Source organism: Pseudomonas sp. SMV71, assembly GCF_052042015.1.
Taxonomy (GTDB): Bacteria; Pseudomonadota; Gammaproteobacteria; order Pseudomonadales; family Pseudomonadaceae; genus Aquipseudomonas.
This window is the reverse complement of record NZ_JBKGGU010000009.1, coordinates 62,480-79,261: the sequence shown is the minus strand read 5'-3', so window position 1 is coordinate 79,261 and position 16,782 is coordinate 62,480. Positions and strand designations below refer to the sequence as shown.

18 protein-coding genes are annotated in these 16,782 nt (G+C 62.7%); 8 read left to right on the top strand and 10 right to left on the bottom strand.

The genetic code is table 11. The annotated features are described in order from the left end of the window. The first annotated feature begins 149 nt into the window (after window positions 1-149). Window positions 150-1,331, top strand: coding sequence for a CaiB/BaiF CoA transferase family protein (locus tag ACLEJQ_RS11165; protein ID WP_440794903.1), 1,182 nt, complete (start codon window positions 150-152; stop codon window positions 1,329-1,331). Window positions 1,332-1,450: 119 nt separating this feature from the next. On the opposite strand, the gene ACLEJQ_RS11160 is transcribed toward ACLEJQ_RS11165, so the two are convergent. Together ACLEJQ_RS11160 and ACLEJQ_RS11155 are read right to left on the bottom strand one after the other, a co-directional pair. Beyond that, a complete protein-coding gene (locus tag ACLEJQ_RS11160) occupies window positions 1,451-1,945 on the bottom strand; it encodes a SprT family zinc-dependent metalloprotease (RefSeq protein ID WP_440794901.1) in 495 nt (164 codons plus the stop codon). 155 nt (window positions 1,946-2,100) lie between these two features. Continuing rightward, a complete protein-coding gene (locus ACLEJQ_RS11155) occupies window positions 2,101-2,703 on the bottom strand; it encodes a Yip1 family protein (RefSeq protein WP_039591896.1) in 603 nt (200 codons plus the stop codon). 428 nt (window positions 2,704-3,131) lie between these two features. Here ACLEJQ_RS11155 and ttcA point away from each other — a divergent pair, with 428 nt between their 5' ends. Both ttcA and ACLEJQ_RS11145 read left to right on the top strand, forming a co-directional pair. Continuing rightward, window positions 3,132-3,956: a tRNA 2-thiocytidine(32) synthetase TtcA gene (gene ttcA / locus ACLEJQ_RS11150; protein ID WP_440794899.1), complete on the top strand. Its 825-nt coding sequence runs from the start codon at window positions 3,132-3,134 to the stop codon at window positions 3,954-3,956. Between the two features lie 67 nt (window positions 3,957-4,023). Continuing rightward, on the top strand, window positions 4,024-4,698 hold the full coding sequence (locus ACLEJQ_RS11145) for a DNA-3-methyladenine glycosylase I (RefSeq protein WP_440794897.1): 675 nt from the start codon (window positions 4,024-4,026) through the stop codon (window positions 4,696-4,698). 99 nt (window positions 4,699-4,797) lie between these two features. On the opposite strand, the gene ACLEJQ_RS11140 is transcribed toward ACLEJQ_RS11145, so the two are convergent. The 3 genes from ACLEJQ_RS11140 to arsC are packed head-to-tail and all read right to left on the bottom strand — an operon-like array spanning window position 4,798 to window position 6,171. Beyond that, window positions 4,798-5,223: a DUF2069 domain-containing protein gene (locus ACLEJQ_RS11140; RefSeq protein WP_440794896.1), complete on the bottom strand. Its 426-nt coding sequence runs from the start codon at window positions 5,221-5,223 to the stop codon at window positions 4,798-4,800. Then, entirely contained in the window at window positions 5,216-5,821 is a 606-nt protein-coding gene (gene wrbA, locus ACLEJQ_RS11135; RefSeq protein ID WP_440794894.1) for an NAD(P)H:quinone oxidoreductase, read from the bottom strand. Before wrbA ends, ACLEJQ_RS11140 begins: the two co-directional genes overlap by 8 nt. Further along, entirely contained in the window at window positions 5,818-6,171 is a 354-nt protein-coding gene (gene arsC / locus ACLEJQ_RS11130) for an arsenate reductase (glutaredoxin) (RefSeq protein ID WP_440794892.1), read from the bottom strand. Before arsC ends, wrbA begins: the two co-directional genes overlap by 4 nt. A gap of 116 nt (window positions 6,172-6,287) precedes the next feature. On the opposite strand from arsC, the gene ACLEJQ_RS11125 reads away from it, so the two are divergent. Next, the gene (locus ACLEJQ_RS11125; RefSeq protein ID WP_440794890.1) at window positions 6,288-6,755 is read left to right on the top strand and encodes a TlpA disulfide reductase family protein; all 468 of its coding nucleotides are present in this window, start codon (window positions 6,288-6,290) and stop codon (window positions 6,753-6,755) included. A gap of 220 nt (window positions 6,756-6,975) precedes the next feature. Here the strand turns inward: ACLEJQ_RS11125 and ACLEJQ_RS11120 are convergent, their stop codons facing one another. The 5 genes from ACLEJQ_RS11120 to ACLEJQ_RS11100 form a co-directional block, all read right to left on the bottom strand. Next, window positions 6,976-7,380, bottom strand: coding sequence for an META domain-containing protein (locus ACLEJQ_RS11120; RefSeq protein WP_440794888.1), 405 nt, complete (start codon window positions 7,378-7,380; stop codon window positions 6,976-6,978). Continuing rightward, window positions 7,380-7,814: a hypothetical protein gene (locus ACLEJQ_RS11115; protein WP_440794886.1), complete on the bottom strand. Its 435-nt coding sequence runs from the start codon at window positions 7,812-7,814 to the stop codon at window positions 7,380-7,382. Before ACLEJQ_RS11115 ends, ACLEJQ_RS11120 begins: the two co-directional genes overlap by 1 nt. Before the next feature lie 242 nt (window positions 7,815-8,056). Further along, window positions 8,057-9,046: a 2-hydroxyacid dehydrogenase gene (locus ACLEJQ_RS11110; protein ID WP_440794885.1), complete on the bottom strand. Its 990-nt coding sequence runs from the start codon at window positions 9,044-9,046 to the stop codon at window positions 8,057-8,059. A gap of 66 nt (window positions 9,047-9,112) precedes the next feature. Then, entirely contained in the window at window positions 9,113-11,863 is a 2,751-nt protein-coding gene (locus ACLEJQ_RS11105) for a response regulator (RefSeq protein ID WP_440794883.1), read from the bottom strand. Continuing rightward, window positions 11,821-12,081: a hypothetical protein gene (locus ACLEJQ_RS11100; RefSeq protein WP_440794881.1), complete on the bottom strand. Its 261-nt coding sequence runs from the start codon at window positions 12,079-12,081 to the stop codon at window positions 11,821-11,823. Before ACLEJQ_RS11100 ends, ACLEJQ_RS11105 begins: the two co-directional genes overlap by 43 nt. On the opposite strand from ACLEJQ_RS11100, the gene ACLEJQ_RS11095 reads away from it, so the two are divergent. From ACLEJQ_RS11095 to rlmD, 4 genes are all read left to right on the top strand, one after another. Continuing rightward, a complete protein-coding gene (locus tag ACLEJQ_RS11095) occupies window positions 12,080-12,802 on the top strand; it encodes a response regulator transcription factor (protein ID WP_440794879.1) in 723 nt (240 codons plus the stop codon). The two genes, ACLEJQ_RS11100 and ACLEJQ_RS11095, sit on opposite strands and share 2 nt — an antisense overlap. Continuing rightward, window positions 12,789-14,222 (top strand): histidine kinase sensor domain-containing protein, encoded by a 1,434-nt coding sequence (locus tag ACLEJQ_RS11090; protein ID WP_440794877.1) that lies wholly within the window; start codon window positions 12,789-12,791, stop codon window positions 14,220-14,222. The genes ACLEJQ_RS11095 and ACLEJQ_RS11090 overlap by 14 nt, the downstream gene beginning before the upstream one ends. A 189-nt stretch (window positions 14,223-14,411) precedes the next feature. Continuing rightward, entirely contained in the window at window positions 14,412-15,314 is a 903-nt protein-coding gene (gene cysM / locus ACLEJQ_RS11085) for a cysteine synthase CysM (protein ID WP_440794875.1), read from the top strand. Beyond that, window positions 15,314-16,684 carry a 23S rRNA (uracil(1939)-C(5))-methyltransferase RlmD gene (gene rlmD, locus ACLEJQ_RS11080; protein WP_440794873.1) on the top strand — a complete coding sequence of 457 codons (1,371 nt, stop codon included), beginning with the start codon at window positions 15,314-15,316 and terminating at the stop codon, window positions 16,682-16,684. Before cysM ends, rlmD begins: the two co-directional genes overlap by 1 nt. Window positions 16,685-16,782: the final 98 nt, after the last annotated feature.

Sequence of the window (16,782 nt, the reverse complement as noted above, 5' to 3'; positions counted from 1 at the left end):
CAGGGCCTGCTGCGCAGTCCAGCGGGAGCAAGCTCCCTCGCCACGCGGGTCTGAGCACAATCGTCAGTCACACTGACACGTACGGTAATTGCCCCATCGCCAGCCACTGCCTAGTCTTGAGCCATCGCCCCACTTGCGGAGATGCGCCCATGCAAGGCCCACTGGCATCGCTCAAGGTGCTCGACTTCTCGACCCTGTTGCCCGGCCCGTTCGCCTCGTTGCTGCTGGCCGACATGGGCGCCGAGGTGTTGCGCATCGAGTCGCCGACGCGGCCGGATCTGTTGCGGATCTTGCCGCCCCATGACCACGGGGTATCTGCCAGCCACGCGTACCTCAACCGCAACAAGCGCAGCCTCGCCCTGGACCTCAAGCAGCCACAGGCACTGGCGGTGATCGAGGCATTGCTCGCTGACCACGACATTTTGCTGGAACAGTTCCGGCCCGGTGTCATGGAGCGACTGGGCCTGGGATACGAAGCACTGAAGGCCATCAACCCTCGGCTGATCTACGTATCGATCACCGGCTATGGCCAGACCGGGCCCTACAGGGACCGCGCCGGCCACGACATCAACTACCTGGCCCTGGCGGGTCTCGCCAGCCACACCGGCCGGGCCGACAGCGGCCCATTGCCGCTGGGGTTCCAGGCGGCGGACATCGCCGGTGGTTCGCTGCACGGGGTGATCGGGTTGTTGGCCGCAGTGATCGCCCGGCAGCAGACCGGGCAGGGCCAGCACCTGGACGTGAGCATGACCGACTGTGTGTTCAGTCTGAACGCCCTGGCGGGTGCCGGTTACCTGGCCTGCGGTGTGGCGCCGGGGTTTGAGGAGCAGATGCTCAACGGCGGCAGCTTTTATGACTATTACCGCACGCGGGATGGCCGCTGGATGTCGGTGGGCAGCCTGGAACCGGCCTTCATGCAGGCGCTGTGCGAGGCGTTGGGCCGGCCGGAGCTGGCGGCCCATGGATTGTCGCCCGATCTCGGGCAGCAGCAAACACTCAAGCAGGCGCTGCGAGCCGAGTTCGAGAAACATGACTTCGCCGATCTGCAGCGCTTGTTTGCCGCGATCGATGCCTGTGTCGAGCCGGTGCTGAGCCTTGAGGAAGCGTTGCAGCACCCGCAGTTGCAGGCAAGGGAGGTAGTGGCCCAAGTGCCTCGCGGCGATGGTACACACCAGGCGCAGATGGCCTGTCCGTTGAAGTTTTCGGATGGATTGCCCGCGCCTCGGCACGTTGGTGCGCAGGTTGGGGAGCATACGGATCAGGTGTTGGGGGAGTTGGGTTTCAGTGTCGAGCGGATTGCAGAGTTGCGTCGCAGCGGGGTGGTTTTGTAGCGGCTGTCAGGCCCCATCGCGAGCAGGCTCGCTCCCACACTGGACCTATGGTGCTCACAAATCTCCTGTGGGAGCGAGCCTGCTCGCGATGAGGCCAGTCCAGACACCGCAAAAGTCGGTTACTCCACCCGCGTCTCCCCACTGAACACCAACGTCCCCCGGCAACTGCGGCACAAGTACCGCCGCCCTTGGCGGACCAGGCTATGGCGCTGGGCCGAGAACGGGAAGTCGTTGGCCTCGCATGGGCATTTGTAGATATAGCGGGTCACGCTGCGGCGTTTGATTTCGTAGGTATGGCAACGGTTGGGCGGCAGTTCGTAGACCCCGCGCATGATCAGTTGCCATTCTTCGCCATGGGGCTGGATGCGCTCGCCAAACAATTGGTGGGCGATCAGGTGGGCGACTTCGTGTGCCACGGTCTGCTTGAGAAAGTCCTCGGCGTTTTCCCGGTACAACTGTGGGTTGAAGCGCAGCAGATTCTCATGCAGGTGCGCCACGCCGGCCTTCTGGCCGCGCAATTTGAAGCTGACCACCGGGCGTTTGAAAGGACGTTTGAAAAAGGATTCGGCTTGTTGGTAACACTCTTCGACGCGGGTATTGAGTTGCTCGAGCATGCTTTACGGGTCTCCAGAAGCCCGAGTATGCCGCAAGCGCCGGTCGTTGCGAATCGCCCAGGCGCCCAGTGGTCGTTTCGGCAGGCGTGGACACAGGAAGGCCGCCTGACGGCGGCCTGTGTCGGCAGATCCTGTTTTTATAGGGGAGCCTTGATTCAGTTGGTATACACCGGGCCGACCCCCAGGCCCCAGACAATCACTGTGAACGCCATGATCGCCACCAGCACCACCAGGCCGACGGCCAGCACCGAACTGGAGAACAGGAAGCCTTCATCCTGGGGTATGTTCATGAAGGTTGGCAGGCCCACGTAAAGCAAGTACACCGTGTAGCAGATGGCCGCCGTGCCGACGATCATACCCAGCCACATGTGCGGGTAGAGCGCCGCCAGGCCGCCGATGAACAACGGTGTCGCGGTGTAGGTGGCGAAGGCGACGCAACGGGCCAGGCTCGGGTTGGCATCGTAGGTACGGGCCATCCAGTGGATGAAGGCGCCCATTACCGCTACACCACCGAGCATGGCCAGGTAGGACATGATGGTCATCCACAGTGCGCTTTCCTGTGTGAGCATCACCGGTGGACGATTGCCAATGACCCATCCCACCTGGGTGGTACCGATAAACGCCGACACGGCGGGAATGGCCGCCAGGATCAGCGTGTGGGTGAGGTACATGTGGCTGATGCTTTCCTCCTGATCGCCACGGATTTCTTTCCATTCTTGATCAGGGTGGGTAAAGAGCCCCACGACGTGATGGATCATAGTCAGTCACTCCTTTGTTATTGCCATCGCCCCCCAACGGAGCGCCTACGGGCCAAGCGGCCAAGTAAGTAAAGGTCTGTATGTGTGTGCGACCTTATGACGCAGTATAGAAAGGAGTTACTCCGAGGGGGATGGGGGGCTTAGAGCAAATCGCGCTGTGGGGCGGGGCGTTAATCGCCGATGGGTCTGTACCGTGAAACCTGGTAAACGATACCACCTGTGGCGAGGGGATTTATCCCCGCTGGGTTGCGAAGCAACCCCCGACGCACCATCTGCTACAGCGCGGTGGCATTGAAATATTGGGGCCGCTTCGCGCCCCAGCGGGGATAAATCCCCTCGCCACAACAGCGGTACATCAGCCCCTTCGCTGCAACGCGGTTTTTTGCGTAAAATGCCCGCCTTTCGTCACACCTCACGGATTTCGCGTCATGGGCACTCTTACGGTCAATCAGAACAAACTGCAAAAGCGCCTGCGCCGTCTGGCCGGTGAGGCGGTCGCCGATTTCAACATGATCGAGGACGGTGACAAGGTCATGGTCTGCCTGTCCGGTGGCAAGGACAGCTACACCATGCTCGACGTGCTGATGCATTTGCAGAAGGTTGCGCCGATCAAGTTTGACATCGTCGCGGTGAACATGGACCAGAAGCAGCCGGGGTTCCCCGAGCATGTGTTGCCGGCCTACCTCGAGTCGCTGGGCGTGGAATATCACATCGTCGAGAAAGACACCTACTCGGTGGTCAAGGAGCTGATTCCCGAAGGCAAGACCACGTGCTCACTGTGCTCGCGCCTGCGTCGCGGCACGCTCTACACCTTCGCCGACGAGATCGGCGCGACCAAGATGGCCCTGGGGCACCACCGCGACGACATCGTCGAGACGTTCTTCCTGAACATGTTCTACAACGGCTCGCTCAAGGCCATGCCGCCCAAGTTGTTGGCCGATGACGGACGTAACGTGGTGATCCGCCCGTTGGCCTACTGCAATGAGAAAGACATCCAGGCCTATTCGGACTTCAAGCAATTCCCGATCATCCCGTGCAACCTCTGCGGCTCCCAGGAGAACCTGCAACGCCAGGTGGTCAAGGAAATGCTCCAGGAGTGGGAACGCAAAACCCCGGGCCGCACCGAAAGCATCTTCCGCGGCTTGCAGAACGTCATTCCATCGCAACTGGCGGACCGCAATCTGTTCGACTTCACCAACCTTCGCATCGACGAAAACGCCACCCCGCGGTTCGTCAACGTGGTGAACCTCTGACGAGGGCACACACTCGTATTCACGGCGCTCGCGGGCGCCGTTTTCATTTCCGACCCCAGGAGAGGGCATGCGCGATTACAAGTGGCTGCACGAGTATTGTCTGAACCGCTTCGGTTCGGCGGCTGAACTAGAAGCCCACCTGCCGGTGCCCAAGACGCCGGCGCAACTGCGCAAGATCAGCGATGACCGTTACCTCTCGACCATGGCGTTGCGAGTATTTCGCGCCGGGCTCAAGCACAGCCTGGTGGACGCCAAATGGCCGGCATTCGAGGAAGTGTTCTTCAAGTTCGACCCGGAAAAAGTCGTGTTGATGAGCGCCGAACACCTGGAGCGGCTGATGCAGGACGCGCGGATCATCCGGCACCTGGGCAAGCTCAAGAGCGTGCCGCGCAATGCGCAGTTGATCCTGGACGTGGCCCACGAAAAGGGCAGTTTCGGCGCGCTGATTGCCGACTGGCCGGTGACCGACATCGTTGGCCTGTGGACCTACCTGAAAAAACACGGCCACCAACTGGGCGGTCTTTCAGCGCCACGCTTCCTGCGGATGATGGGCAAGGACACCTTCGTGCCCAGCTATGACGTGGTGGCGGCGCTCAACGCCCAGGAAATCATCGACAAAGTGCCCACCAGCCTGCGTGACCTGGCGACGGTGCAGAATGCCTTCAACCGTTGGTATGAGGAGAGCGGCGGGCGGCCGATGAGCCAGATTTCGATGATGCTGGCTTATACAGTGAATCATTGAAACCGCATCGCGCCTATCGCGAGCAGGCTCGCTCCCACAGGGGACTTGTGAACGCCACCGATCCAATGTGGGAGCGAGCCTGCTCGCGATGACGATCTATCAGGCGACGGAAATCTCACCTTCCCCGGCAAGCCTGCGGTTCAACTGAAACCGCCACCGCACATACAACAAGGCCGAGCAGAACACTGCCACGCTCGCGGCCATTTCCAGCACGCCGAACCACTGCCGGCTCGGGTCGTAGACCGCCAGCGCGCCCTTGATGAAGTACAGGTTCACCACAAAGCACATCCACGAATGCCCGCGGGCGCTGCCGCTGAGCATGCCTGGCGCCAGGATCAGCAGCGGCACCAGTTCGATCAGCAGGATCACCCAGGGCCGGGCACCGTGCAGGTCGGCGATCAGCAGGTAATAAGCGCTGAGCAATCCCACCAGGCCGAAATAGCACAACAGGCTCAGGATGCGGGCGATGCGCACGCGCGGTTGCAGCCACGGGATGGGCGGCAGAATCTTCGGCTTCTTAGCCACGGCCCTTCTCCAGCAATTGCGCGGTTTTTGCCAGGCGCGAGCCCAGTGCCCGGCACAGCGTGATTTCATGCTCGTTCAAGCCGCTCTTGCCATCGGCCCCGGCGTGATGGCTCGGGCCATAAGGCGTGCCGCCGCCCTGGGTGTCGATCAGCGCCGATTCGCTGTAGGGCAGGCCGGTAATCAGCATGCCGTGGTGCAGCAGTGGCAGCATCATCGACAACAGGGTAGTTTCCTGGCCGCCGTGCAGGCTCGCGGTGGAGGTGAAGACCCCGGCCGGCTTGCCCACCAGGGCGCCGGTCAGCCAGAGGTTACTGGTGCCGTCGAGGAAATACTTCAGTGGCGCGGCCATGTTGCCGAAACGGGTCGGGCTGCCCAGGGCCAAGCCGGCGCAGTTCTTCAAGTCATCGAGGCTGGCGTAGAGCGGGCCTTGCTCGGGGATGTCCGGGGAAACGGCTTCGCATTCGGTAGAAACCGCCGGCACTGTCCGCAGCCTGGCTTCCAGCCCGGCCTGCTCGACCCCGCGGGCGATCTGCCGGGCCATCTCGTTGGTGGCGCCACCGCGGCTGTAATACAACACCAGGATGTACGGTGTGCTCACGGCAGGATCTCCAGGATTTTCTCAGGTGGCCGACCGATCACGGCCTTGTCAGCGGTTTCCAGGATTGGCCGCTCCATGAGTTTCGGGTGGGCGGCGATGGCGGCGATCAACTGGGCCTGGCTCAGGTCCTGGTCGGCCAGGTTCAGGGTCGTGTATTCGTCTTCGCCGGTGCGCAGCAGTTGCCGGGCGCTGATACCGAGCTTGCCCAGCAGGCGTTCGAGTTCAGTGGCGTCGAGCGGGGTTTCCAGGTAACGGACCACGGTGGGCGTCAGGCCCCGGGCCTCCAACAGTTCCAGCGCACCGCGGGATTTGGAGCAGCGCGGGTTGTGATAAAGCGTCAGATCAGTCATGAGCGGGTCGCATCTTGCGTAAGGTGGCGGCTATTCTACTGTGCCGCGAGGCACCCGGCACGTTGAGATCGGCCGATGGGTGGCGGCAGTTTTTACATTCAGACAAGGACTGGCACATGGCAAGGCGATTGACCACGGCACTGACATTGATCGGCATTCTGTTACTGGCCGGCTGCGGGAATGATTACGGGGTGGACCAGAACGGCCAGCCCATTGCCTCCCAGCGGCTGGACAAACAATGGCTGGTGCTCAACTACTGGGCGGAGTGGTGCGCGCCATGCCGGACCGAAATTCCTGAGTTCAATGCCTTGGCCGAGCAGCTCAAGGGACGCAACGTCGGGGTGTTCGGGGTCAACTTCGATCAGGTGCAGGGTGAAGAGCTCAAGAGCGTCAGCGAGAAAATGGGCATCCGTTTCACCGTGCTGGCCCGCGATCCCGCCGAGTTTTTCGACCTGCTGCGCAGCGAAGGGCTGCCGGTGACCTACATCATCGACAACCAGGGCAAGCTGCGCGAGCAACTGTTGGGGGAGCAGACGGCGGCGGGGGTGATGGCGAAGCTGGAGGCGTTGCAGGCAATCAAGTGATTGCTATGTGAGATGGAGGCTTTTTGTGAGGATGAGCGCCTTTGTGGCGAGGGAGCTTGCTCCCGCTGGACTGCGCAGCAGGCCCCTGCATTCTGTCTGATGTATCAACGTGACAGATGCCCCCGGGGGCCGCTTCGCAACCCAGCGGGAGCAAGCTCCCTCGCCACAGGGCTGAACCTGTCCTCCTGGCCCACACAGGTGTGTCTGGAGGGCCCAGGCCTCAGCCCTCTTCCAACCACCAACGCAACGGCTTGCCCTGGGCGGGCCAGAAGCGAATCTGCTCGGTGGGCGAGACGTCCCAGCGCTCGACCTTTTCCAGCGCCTGCAAGAAGCGGCCTTCCTGTTCCATCACGGCCGGACCGCAGAGTTTACGGGTGCTGCCGATCTTGCCGAAGCTCAGGTTGCGGCCTTCCAGGGTGTAGGGCGCGAACCAGTGATTGCAGCCGGCGTTGCCATAGGCCCGGCCGTCATCGCCAAGCGTGATGGTCAGGTGGCTGTAATCCATCAGCGGTCGTTCGCCGATCCACTCCAGGATGTAGCTGCGATTCTGCTGCAACTGCACCGGTTGCGCAGCACAGCCCAGCAGGCTCATGCCGATCAACGCGCACAGGGCCAGACGTTTCATCAGGCGGCTTCCTGGCATTTAGGGCACAGGTGTTTTTCACCTAGGATGCTCCAGCCCAGCTCGGCGATGCGTGCGTTGGCGGCGGGTTTCTGTGCCTTGACGCCGAGCTTGGCATCAACGGCGAATTCGAAGTTCAAGGTTTTGGCACAGCCGTCGCAATTGACCTGCCAGGTATGAATCGCCAGTTCGCCGAACACCGGGCCGGTGGTCATGGCGGTCCATCGGCCAATGGGCTTGAGCAGGTGCCGAACGGTGTCAACGGTCAGGCGCATGGACAGGTCCTTGCTGCCCTTCAAGGTGACGAGCAGTACGTCGTTGGTCTGGATCGAGCCGCCATTGCCGGTGACCTGATAGCGGCCCGGCGCCAGGGCGCGGACTTCGGTCAGGGTGTGCTGCGGGTTCATCAGGGTGTAGCGGAAATCGTGTTCGGCCATGGGTCCTCCAAATAGGCGGGACATGCTAGCACGGGGGATGGGTTGGGGCAGGCCGGATGATGGTCAGGCGACGAAAGCCCCTGTGGGAGCGAGCCTGCTCGCGATAGCGGTGAATCAGTCACATTTATGTCAACTGATGGATCGCTATCGCGAGCAGGCTCGCTCCCACAGTTGTTCCAAGTGTTTGCGCGGATTTGATGTCGGTACAAATCCCACAGGGGGTGTGTTGGCTGAATAGCAGCTCAGCTTTCCACCAGATTCTGCGGCGCGCCGGCCGCCCAGGCAGCAATATTCTCCAGGGTGGTCCTGGCAATTGCAGCCAACGCTTCATGCGTCAGGAACGCCTGGTGGGCAGTGATCACCACGTTGGGAAAGGTCAGTAGCCGCGCCAATACGTCATCCTGCAACGGCTGGTCGGAGCGGTCCTGGAAAAACAGCTGGGCCTCTTCCTCGTACACGTCCAGGCCGAGATAGCCCAAGCGGCCGCTTTTCAGGGCCTCGATCAGGGCGGGAGTGTCCACCAGACCGCCGCGCCCGGTGTTGATCAGCATGGCGCCGCGTTGCATGGCCGCCAGTGAGCGTGCGTTGATCAGGTGGCGGCTCTGTTCGTTGAGCGGGCAGTGCAGGCTGATGATCTGCGCTTGCTCCAGCAGCTCGGCCAAGGGCAAGTAGCGGGCGCCCAGGGCTTCGACCTGCGGACTGGGGTAGGGATCGTAGGCGAGCAAGCGGCAACCGAAGCCGGCCATGATCCGGGCGAACGTCGCGCCGATCTGCCCGGTGCCGACCACGCCGACTGTCTTGCCCACCAGGTCGAAACCGGTGAGCCCGTGGAGGCTGAAGTTGCCGTCCCGGGTGCGGTTGTAGGCGCGATGCAGGCAGCGGTTGAGGGCCATGATCAACGCCACCGCATGTTCGGCCACCGCATGGGGCGAGTAGGCCGGCACCCGGACGATGCTCAATCCCAGGCGCTTGGCCGCGCCCAGGTCGACATGGTTGTAGCCGGCCGAGCGCAGGGCGATCAACCGGGTCCCGCCGTGCGCCAGCCGCTCCAGCACCGGGGCGCTGAGGTCGTCGTTGATGAACGCACAGACCACCTCATGCCGTTCGGCCAGGGTCACGGTGTCCAGGTCCAGCCGTGCGGGTTGGAATTGAAGTTCCAGGCCGGCGGGGTTCGATGCCTGGGTGAAACTGTCGCGGTCGTAGGTCTGGCTGCTGAAAAGAATCACGCGCATGGCGGCCTCCTGAAGCTGGGATGCCATCAGCTTAGCCGCGATTGTGCCGACGATTATTGCCCTGGGTCAGGCGCTGATACGAGCCTCGCTGGCGAGCCGGTTGATGGCACGCTCCAGCTCTTCCAGGGCGGCGGCGGCTTTCGGGTCCTGTTGCTTGAGCAAGGTTTCGCTGCGTTGGCAGGCGGCCCGCAACTGCGGTACGCCGCAGTAGCGGGTGGCGCCGTGCAGGCGGTGGACCCGTTCGATCAGGGCGTTGTGATCATTGGCCTCGCTGGCCTGGCGGATCGCTTCGCGGTCGGCTTCCAGGGACGCCAGCAACATCGCCAGCATGTCCGCCGCCAGGTCGGCCTTGCCAGCGGCCAGGCGCAGGCCTTCTTCGTGGTCAAGCACCAGCAGTTCGCCGCTGCCCTGGTTCTCGTTGCTGCGCTCCGGCGACTGGTTGCGCAACGCCAGTCCGGTCCATTTGAGTACCACCTGGGCCAATTGCCGTTCGCTGATGGGCTTGGTCAGGTAGTCGTCCATGCCGCTTTGCAGCAGGGCGCGCTTTTCGTTGGCCATGGCATGGGCGGTGAGGGCGACAATCGGCAGCGGCGTGCAGTGCCGCTCGCTTTCCCACTGGCGGATCGCCTCGGTGCTCTGGCGTCCGTCCATGCCGGGCATCTGCACGTCCATCAACACCAGATCGAAGGTTTCCTTCTGCACGGCCTTGACCGCTGCATAACCACTTTCAACCGCCAGGACCTTGGCGCCCATGTCTTCGAGCAGGGTTTGCACCAGGAGCAGGTTGGCCGGGTTGTCGTCCACGCACAGCACTTTGGGCGCACGGCTGGCCACCGGTTCGCTGGGTTCGCTGCGAGTAGGGCGCGGGTTGACCAGATCCGACAGCGAGCGGCGCAATTTGCGTGTACAGGCCGGCTTGGCCTGCAACTGGCTGTGGGGATTGGGGACCGAGAGGTGGTAGAGCGTCTGTTCGGTAGTGGGGCACAGCACCAGTACTTTGCAGCCCAGGTGTTCGAGGTCCCAGATGTGCTGGTTGAGACGCTCCGGTGGCATGTCGTTGCTGGTGATGCCGAGCACGGCCAGGTCAATCGCCTGATCGGTCTGGTGGGCGATAGTCACGCCGTTGGTCAGGTTCTCCAGGGAGTTGAACGGGGTCACTTGCAACCCGCAGTCTTCCAGTTGGTGCTGCAAAGCCTGGCGCGCCAGTTCATGGTTTTCCAGTACCGCGACACGGCGGCCCAGCAACGGCGGCCCGGGCAGGTCCTCGGCGTCGTCGCGGGTCTTGGGCAGGCGCAGGCTGATCCAGAACTCCGAGCCTTCGCCCGGTGTGCTGTCGACGCCAATCTCACCGCCCATCTGTTCCACCAGGCGCTTGGAAATCACCAGGCCCAGGCCGGTGCCGCCCGGTTGCCGGGACAGCGAATTGTCAGCCTGGCTGAACGCCTGGAACAACGCCCGCACATCCTGGTTGGACAGGCCGATGCCGGTGTCCTGGACGCTGATGCGCAGTTGCACGCTGTCCTCGTGTTCGTCTTCCAGCATGGCCCGGGCGACGATGGTGCCCTCGCGGGTGAACTTGATGGCGTTGCTCACCAGGTTGGTGAGGATCTGCTTGAGCCGCAGCGGATCGCCCACCAGCGACAGCGGCGTGTCGCGGTAGACAAGGCTGACCAGCTCCAGCTGTTTGGCGTGAGCGGCGGGGGCGAGGATGGTCAGGGTGTCCTGTAACAGGTCCCGCAGGTTGAACGGAATGCTGTCGAGCACCAGCTTGCCGGCCTCAATCTTCGAGAAGTCGAGGATCTCGTTGATGATGCCCAACAGACTGTCGGCAGATTTTTCGATGGTGCCCAGGTAGTCGAGCTGGCGCGGGGTCAGCTCGCTTTTCTGCAATAAATGGGTAAAGCCGAGGATGCCGTTGAGCGGGGTGCGGATCTCATGGCTCATGTTGGCCAGGAACTCGGATTTGATCCGGCTCGCTTCCAGGGCTTCCTTGCGTGCCAAGTCCAGCTCGATGTTCTGGATCTCGATGGTTTCCAGGTTCTGGCGCACGTCTTCGGTGGCCTGGTCGATGCTGTGTTGCAGTTCTTCCTGGGCGTTCTGCAGGGTGCCGGCCATGCGATTGATGCCCGAGGCCAGTTCGTCCAGCTCCTGGCTGCCCAACGGCGGTACGCGGGTTTCCAGGTGGCCGTCCTTGAGTTGCGCCACGGTTTGCTTGATCTGGCTCAGCGGCCGGTTGATCGTGCGGCCCATGCGCAGAGCCAGCAGCGCCGTCAGGCCCAGGCCCGCGGCTATCAATAGCAGGCTGGCGAAGAGGCTGCGGTAACCACGCAACAACATGCTGCTATGGGACAACTCCAGCTCGACCCAGCCCAACAGGCGGTCGGCTTCTTCGGGAATCAGCTCGCCGGCCAGGTTGCGATGCTTGCCGAATACCGGCAGCAAGTAGCGGGTGGCGTCGTTACCGGTGCGTTGCAGCAGCTGGGCGCTGTTGCCCTCCGGTGCCCGGTTGAGCATGGTCGGGCCGGCGTGGGCCAGCGGGGTGCGATCGGGCGCGAGGAAGGTGACGGCGCGCACGTCGGTCTGCTCCAGCGACTGGGTGGCGATGCGCTCCAGCAGTTCGGTGTCCTGGCGGCTCAGGGCCGGGGCGACCAACGGGGCCAGTTGTTCGGCGATCATTTCGCCACGTTGCAGCAACTGGGCATGCAGGTCCGCTTGCTGCATCCAGGTGAAATAGCCGCCCAGGACCAGCGCCATCAGGCTGGTCGGCAACAGGGTCAGCAACAGCACGCGGCCTTTGATTCCCAGTTTCTTGAGCACGCTTTGTCTCCTGCATCCAGCCGTCTGATTGAGCTTTGCGCGCGTCCGGCACGCAATACCTGCGCAGTGTAGCGATTTGCAAGCGGGCAATCTTCGTAAAATTCAAGTCGCAGTGCATCCATCTCGCCATGCTTCTTTGCAAAGCGCCAAGCGGCGGTTGCCTCTGGGAAGTCGATCTTGAATAATCGCTCAACTGAGAATTGTTTGCAGATAGTCATGAATCCCACTTCCGCCGGCCACCCCCGCATCCTGTCCATCGAAGACGATCCCGTGCTGGGCGCCTATGTACATGAACACCTGGGCCGCAGCGGCTTTGACGTGACCTGGTGCCAGAACGGCCAGGAAGGCCTGGACATTGCCTGTCGTCAGGTTTTCGACGTGGTGTTGATGGACATCCTGCTGCCGGGCCTGGACGGCCTCGCGGTACTCACCCGTCTGCGTCAGCGGCAGTCGACGCCGGTGTTGCTGATGTCGGCCCTGGGCGCTGAAGCGGATCGCATCAGTGGTTTTCGTCTCGGTGCCGACGATTATTTGCCCAAGCCCTTCAGCATGGTCGAGCTGCATGTGCGCATCGAGGCCATTCTGCGCCGTGTCGCCCTGGACCGGCGGCCGGCATCGACGCCGATCCCACGCCAGGCGGTGGATCTGGATTTTGATGAACAGCGCTGTGATGTGCAGGTTGCCGGCCAATGGGCCGGGCTGACCCGCAGTGAATACCGCTTGTTGGAGGTCCTGCATCGCAGCGGCGATGAAGTGTTGAGCAAGGCCTTCCTTTATCAGCATGTCCTGCAACGCGGTTACGCCCCCCACGACCGCAGCCTGGACATGCACGTCAGCCAGATCCGTCGCAAGCTGAAGGCCGTCGGCTACAGTGCGCGCCAGGTGCGCACGGTGTGGGGCAAAGGTTACGTACTGAGTGCTGACGATGAAATGGTCTGACCTGCCGGGCCGGCATTCGCTGTTCTGGAAACTGGCATGCCTGTTAGTGGCGTTCTGCTTGCTGATGATCTGGTTGAGCTGGTCCTGGGGCCGCTACATGGAAGTGCGCAACCAGTTCCTCTCGGACGAAGCCCGCGGCACGCTGACCCGTTACGCCGCCGAGGCCGAGCAGGCCTGGTATGCCGGCCAGCAGGCGGGCGTCGAGCACTGGTTGCAAGGCATGCAACAGCGCGAAGCGAGTTGGGTTGGCGTGATCGGCAGTGACTTGCAATCCCTTGGCGACCGCCCGCTGACCGACAGTGAAATCCAGCGCCTGACGTTCCTGCGCGGCCTCGACTGGCCCATCCACAAGAGAGGCCGTCCGTGGCTTCGAGTGCCGTTTCCCAGCGACCCTTCCGTCGGCAGCCTGGTGATCGAGCTGCCGGAGCGCTTCCTGCCTGGGCAGTACCGGTTGTTCTGGCGCGTGATCACCAATGGCGTGATTCCTGGTTTGTTTACCTTGCTGCTGTGTGTGGGCCTGTATCGCCTGTTGGTGGTGCCGCTCAATCAACTGCGCGAACAGGCCAATGCCTGGCGGGCCGATCAATTGAACGTACGCTTGCCCCGACATACGACCAACCGGACCGATGAGTTGGGTGAATTGGGGCGTGCGTTCGATCACATGGCCGAACGGCTACAATCGACCGTCATCCTGCAACAGCAACTGCTGCGCGACCTGTCCCACGAACTGCGCACACCCTTGAGTCGCTTGCAGGTCGCCAGCGAAAGCGAGCAAGGGCTAGAACCCTTGCGTGAACGGGTCGCCCGGGAAGTCGAGGGCATGCAACGGTTGGTGGAGGACACCTTGCAACTGGCTTGGCTCGACACCGACCGTGCGCCGCTGCCCCGGGAAGCCATCCAGATCCAGGCGTTGTGGGAAATGCTCACGGAAAATGCCTGCTACGAAAGTGCCTGGCCCGCCAGCCAACTGCATTGCGCCGTAGCGGCCGACTGTTGGGTGCAGGGCAACCTCAATACCCTGGCCCAGGCCCTGGAAAATATCCTGCGCAACGCCATCCGCCATTCCCCGTCCGATGGCATCGTGCGCCTGGATGGCCGACGCGAAGGCGCGTTCTGGCATCTTTGGCTGGAGGACGAAGGCGGCGGGGTGGCGGAGCAGGATCTGCGGCGCATCTTCGATCCTTTCACCCGCCTCGATGGCTCCCGTCCCGGCGATGGCGGTTTCGGCCTGGGCCTGAGCATCGCGCGCAATGCGGTGCAGCGCCAGGGCGGGCGGATGTGGGCGGAAAATGGTGAGCGAGGGTTGCGGTTGAATCTGTGGCTGATGGCCAACGATACCGCCGGCAAAGGCCAATCGAACGAGGCTCTTGTGGCGAGGGAGCTTGCTCCCGCTGGGCTGCGCAGCAGCCCTCAAACCTGAGTCCGCGGTGTCGGGCACTTATTGGGGGCCGCTTCGCACCCCAGCGGGAGCAAGCTCCCTCGCCACGGGTTTGTGGTGGTCTCCAGTGCCTTATTCCCATAAACCATAACCACCACACTTTGCGTGATATGGCCTGGCAAGGTTTGCCGGTATGATAGGCGCCCCCGCAGCCCGGATTGCGAATACGCCATGACTTTGCAGTACCCCACCATCGCCGATTGCGTCGGCAACACTCCGCTGGTTCGTTTGCAGCGCTTGCCCGGCAAGACCAGCAACACGCTTTTGCTCAAGCTCGAAGGAAACAACCCGGCGGGTTCGGTCAAGGACCGACCGGCGTTGTCGATGATCACCCGTGCCGAACTGCGTGGGCAGATCCAGCCGGGCGATACGCTGATCGAGGCGACCTCCGGTAACACCGGTATTGCCCTGGCCATGGCGGCGGCGATCAAGGGCTACAAGATGATCCTGATCATGCCCGACAACTCCAGCGCCGAACGCAAGGCCGCCATGACCGCCTACGGTGCCGAGTTGATCCTGGTGACCCAGGAGCAAGGCATGGAAGGCGCCCGGGATCTGGCCGAGCGCATGCAGGCCGAAGGCCGTGGCAAGGTGCTGGACCAGTTCGCCAACGGCGACAATCCAGAAGCCCACTACACCACCACGGGCCCCGAGATCTGGCGCCAGACGGGCGGCACCATCACTCATTTCGTCAGCTCGATGGGCACCACCGGCACCATCATGGGCACTTCGCGCTATCTGAAAGAACAGAGCCCGGACGTGCAGATCATCGGCCTGCAGCCGATGGAAGGCGCGGCCATCCCCGGTATCCGTCGCTGGCCCGAAGAGTATCTGCCGAAGATCTACCAGGCCGATCGCGTGGACCGCATCATCGACATGGCCCAGCACGAGGCCGAGGACGTGACTCGTCGGTTGGCCCGCGAAGAAGGCATTTTCTGTGGTGTGTCTTCGGGCGGCGCAGTGGCGGGAATGCTGCGCCTGTCGAAGGAAGTTGAAAACGCGGTGATCGTCGCGATCATCTGCGACCGCGGCGACCGTTACCTGTCGACCGGCATTTTCGACGCGCCCAACTGATGGCCAGGCAAGACAGAGGCCTGCGTTTCCAGCCCAGTGGCGGAAGCCGGGCCCCGCAAGTGCCCACCGGTAAGAAGCAACGCTTGACCATCGAGCGCCTGGCGAACGACGGGCGCGGCATCGGCTTTGTCGACGGACGCACCTGGTTTGTCATTGGTGCCCTGGCGGGCGAAGAAGTTGAAGCGCGAGTGCTGGGTGCCCATGGCAAAGTGGTCGAAGCCCGTACCGAGCGAGTGTTCCTGCCCAGTGAGTTGCGTCGTCCGGCGCCGTGCGTCCACGCCGGTCGTTGCGGTGGTTGCAGCGTCCAGCATTTGCCCCACGCAGAACAACTTGCCCTGAAACAGCGCATGCTCGCCGAGCAGTTGTCGCGGGTCGCCGGGGTGGAACCGCAGGAATGGGCCGCGCCGTTGAGCGGACCGGAGCTGGGCTATCGGCGTCGTGCCCGCGTGGCGGTGCGCTGGGACCAGAAGGCGAAGAAACTCGAAGTGGGATTCCGCGCCGTCGGCAGCCAGGACATTGTGGCTATTGGTGACTGCCCGGTGCTGGTACAGCCCTTGCAGCCGATCATGAGTGGCCTGCCGGACATGCTCCGGCGCCTGAGCAAACCCCAGGCGTTGGGTCATGTGGAGTTGTTCGCAGGTTCATCCCTGGCGCTGCTGCTGCGGCACATGGCGCCGCTGTCGGAAGCCGACCTGACGATCCTCAAGGACTTTTGCGCGCTGCATCAGGCTCAGCTGTGGCTGCATGGCGAGGGCGAGCCGCAACCGGTCGATCCGGAACAGATCCTGGGCTTTCGCCTGGACACCTGGCATCTGGACCTGGCTTATCGACCGGGGGATTTCGTCCAGGTGAACGCCGGCGTCAACGAGGCGATGATTGCCCAGGCGCTGCAATGGCTCGCCCCGAAACCCGAGGAGCGGGTGCTGGATCTGTTCTGCGGGTTGGGCAACTTCGCCCTGCCGCTGGCCAGGCAAGTGCGCCAAGTGGTCGCCGTCGAAGGCGTGCAGACTATGGTCGACCGTGCGTCGGCCAACGCGCTCAGCAACAATTTGCATAACACTGCCTTTTTTCAGGCCGATTTATCCCAGCCTCTGGCAGGGGCCGAATGGATCGGCGAAGGCTTTTCTGCGGTACTCTTGGACCCACCCCGTGACGGTGCTTTCGAGGTGGTGCGCAAGCTGGCGTCCCTGGGCGCCGGACGGTTGGTTTATGTATCGTGCAACCCGGCAACTTTGGCCCGGGATACGGTCGAATTGATCAAGCAGGGCTACCGGTTAAAACGTGCCGGGATTCTCGATATGTTTCCTCAGACGGCGCATGTCGAGGCCATGGCGTTATTTGAAGCGAGCCAGGATGGCTTGTCCGACTGATCCGTTCGTGCAAACCCGCTTCAGTCCTGCGCGGGAGCACGGGCAGCGAAGGTCAGCGATGTTGACGCATTGAATCTGCGTCGTAGGGAAGGTAAGTA

Excerpts from the sequence above, each read along its gene's own strand:
- ACLEJQ_RS11100 (WP_440794881.1), bottom strand. The coding sequence starts at position 12,081 with ATGACTATCTGCAAACAATTCTCAGTTGAGCGATTATTCAAGATCGAC.
- ACLEJQ_RS11120 (WP_440794888.1), bottom strand. The coding sequence starts at position 7,380 with ATGAAACGTCTGGCCCTGTGCGCGTTGATCGGCATGAGCCTGCTGGGC.
- cysM (WP_440794875.1), top strand. The coding sequence starts at position 14,412 with ATGACTTTGCAGTACCCCACCATCGCCGATTGCGTCGGCAACACTCCG.
- ACLEJQ_RS11155 (WP_039591896.1), bottom strand. The coding sequence starts at position 2,703 with ATGATCCATCACGTCGTGGGGCTCTTTACCCACCCTGATCAAGAATGG.
- ACLEJQ_RS11115 (WP_440794886.1), bottom strand. The coding sequence starts at position 7,814 with ATGGCCGAACACGATTTCCGCTACACCCTGATGAACCCGCAGCACACC.
- ACLEJQ_RS11165 (WP_440794903.1), top strand. The coding sequence starts at position 150 with ATGCAAGGCCCACTGGCATCGCTCAAGGTGCTCGACTTCTCGACCCTG.
- ACLEJQ_RS11145 (WP_440794897.1), top strand. The coding sequence starts at position 4,024 with ATGCGCGATTACAAGTGGCTGCACGAGTATTGTCTGAACCGCTTCGGT.
- rlmD (WP_440794873.1), top strand. The coding sequence starts at position 15,314 with ATGGCCAGGCAAGACAGAGGCCTGCGTTTCCAGCCCAGTGGCGGAAGC.
- ACLEJQ_RS11160 (WP_440794901.1), bottom strand. The coding sequence starts at position 1,945 with ATGCTCGAGCAACTCAATACCCGCGTCGAAGAGTGTTACCAACAAGCC.
- arsC (WP_440794892.1), bottom strand. The coding sequence starts at position 6,171 with ATGACTGATCTGACGCTTTATCACAACCCGCGCTGCTCCAAATCCCGC.
- ttcA (WP_440794899.1), top strand. The coding sequence starts at position 3,132 with ATGGGCACTCTTACGGTCAATCAGAACAAACTGCAAAAGCGCCTGCGC.
- ACLEJQ_RS11110 (WP_440794885.1), bottom strand. The coding sequence starts at position 9,046 with ATGCGCGTGATTCTTTTCAGCAGCCAGACCTACGACCGCGACAGTTTC.
- ACLEJQ_RS11090 (WP_440794877.1), top strand. The coding sequence starts at position 12,789 with ATGAAATGGTCTGACCTGCCGGGCCGGCATTCGCTGTTCTGGAAACTG.
- ACLEJQ_RS11125 (WP_440794890.1), top strand. The coding sequence starts at position 6,288 with ATGGCAAGGCGATTGACCACGGCACTGACATTGATCGGCATTCTGTTA.
- ACLEJQ_RS11095 (WP_440794879.1), top strand. The coding sequence starts at position 12,080 with ATGAATCCCACTTCCGCCGGCCACCCCCGCATCCTGTCCATCGAAGAC.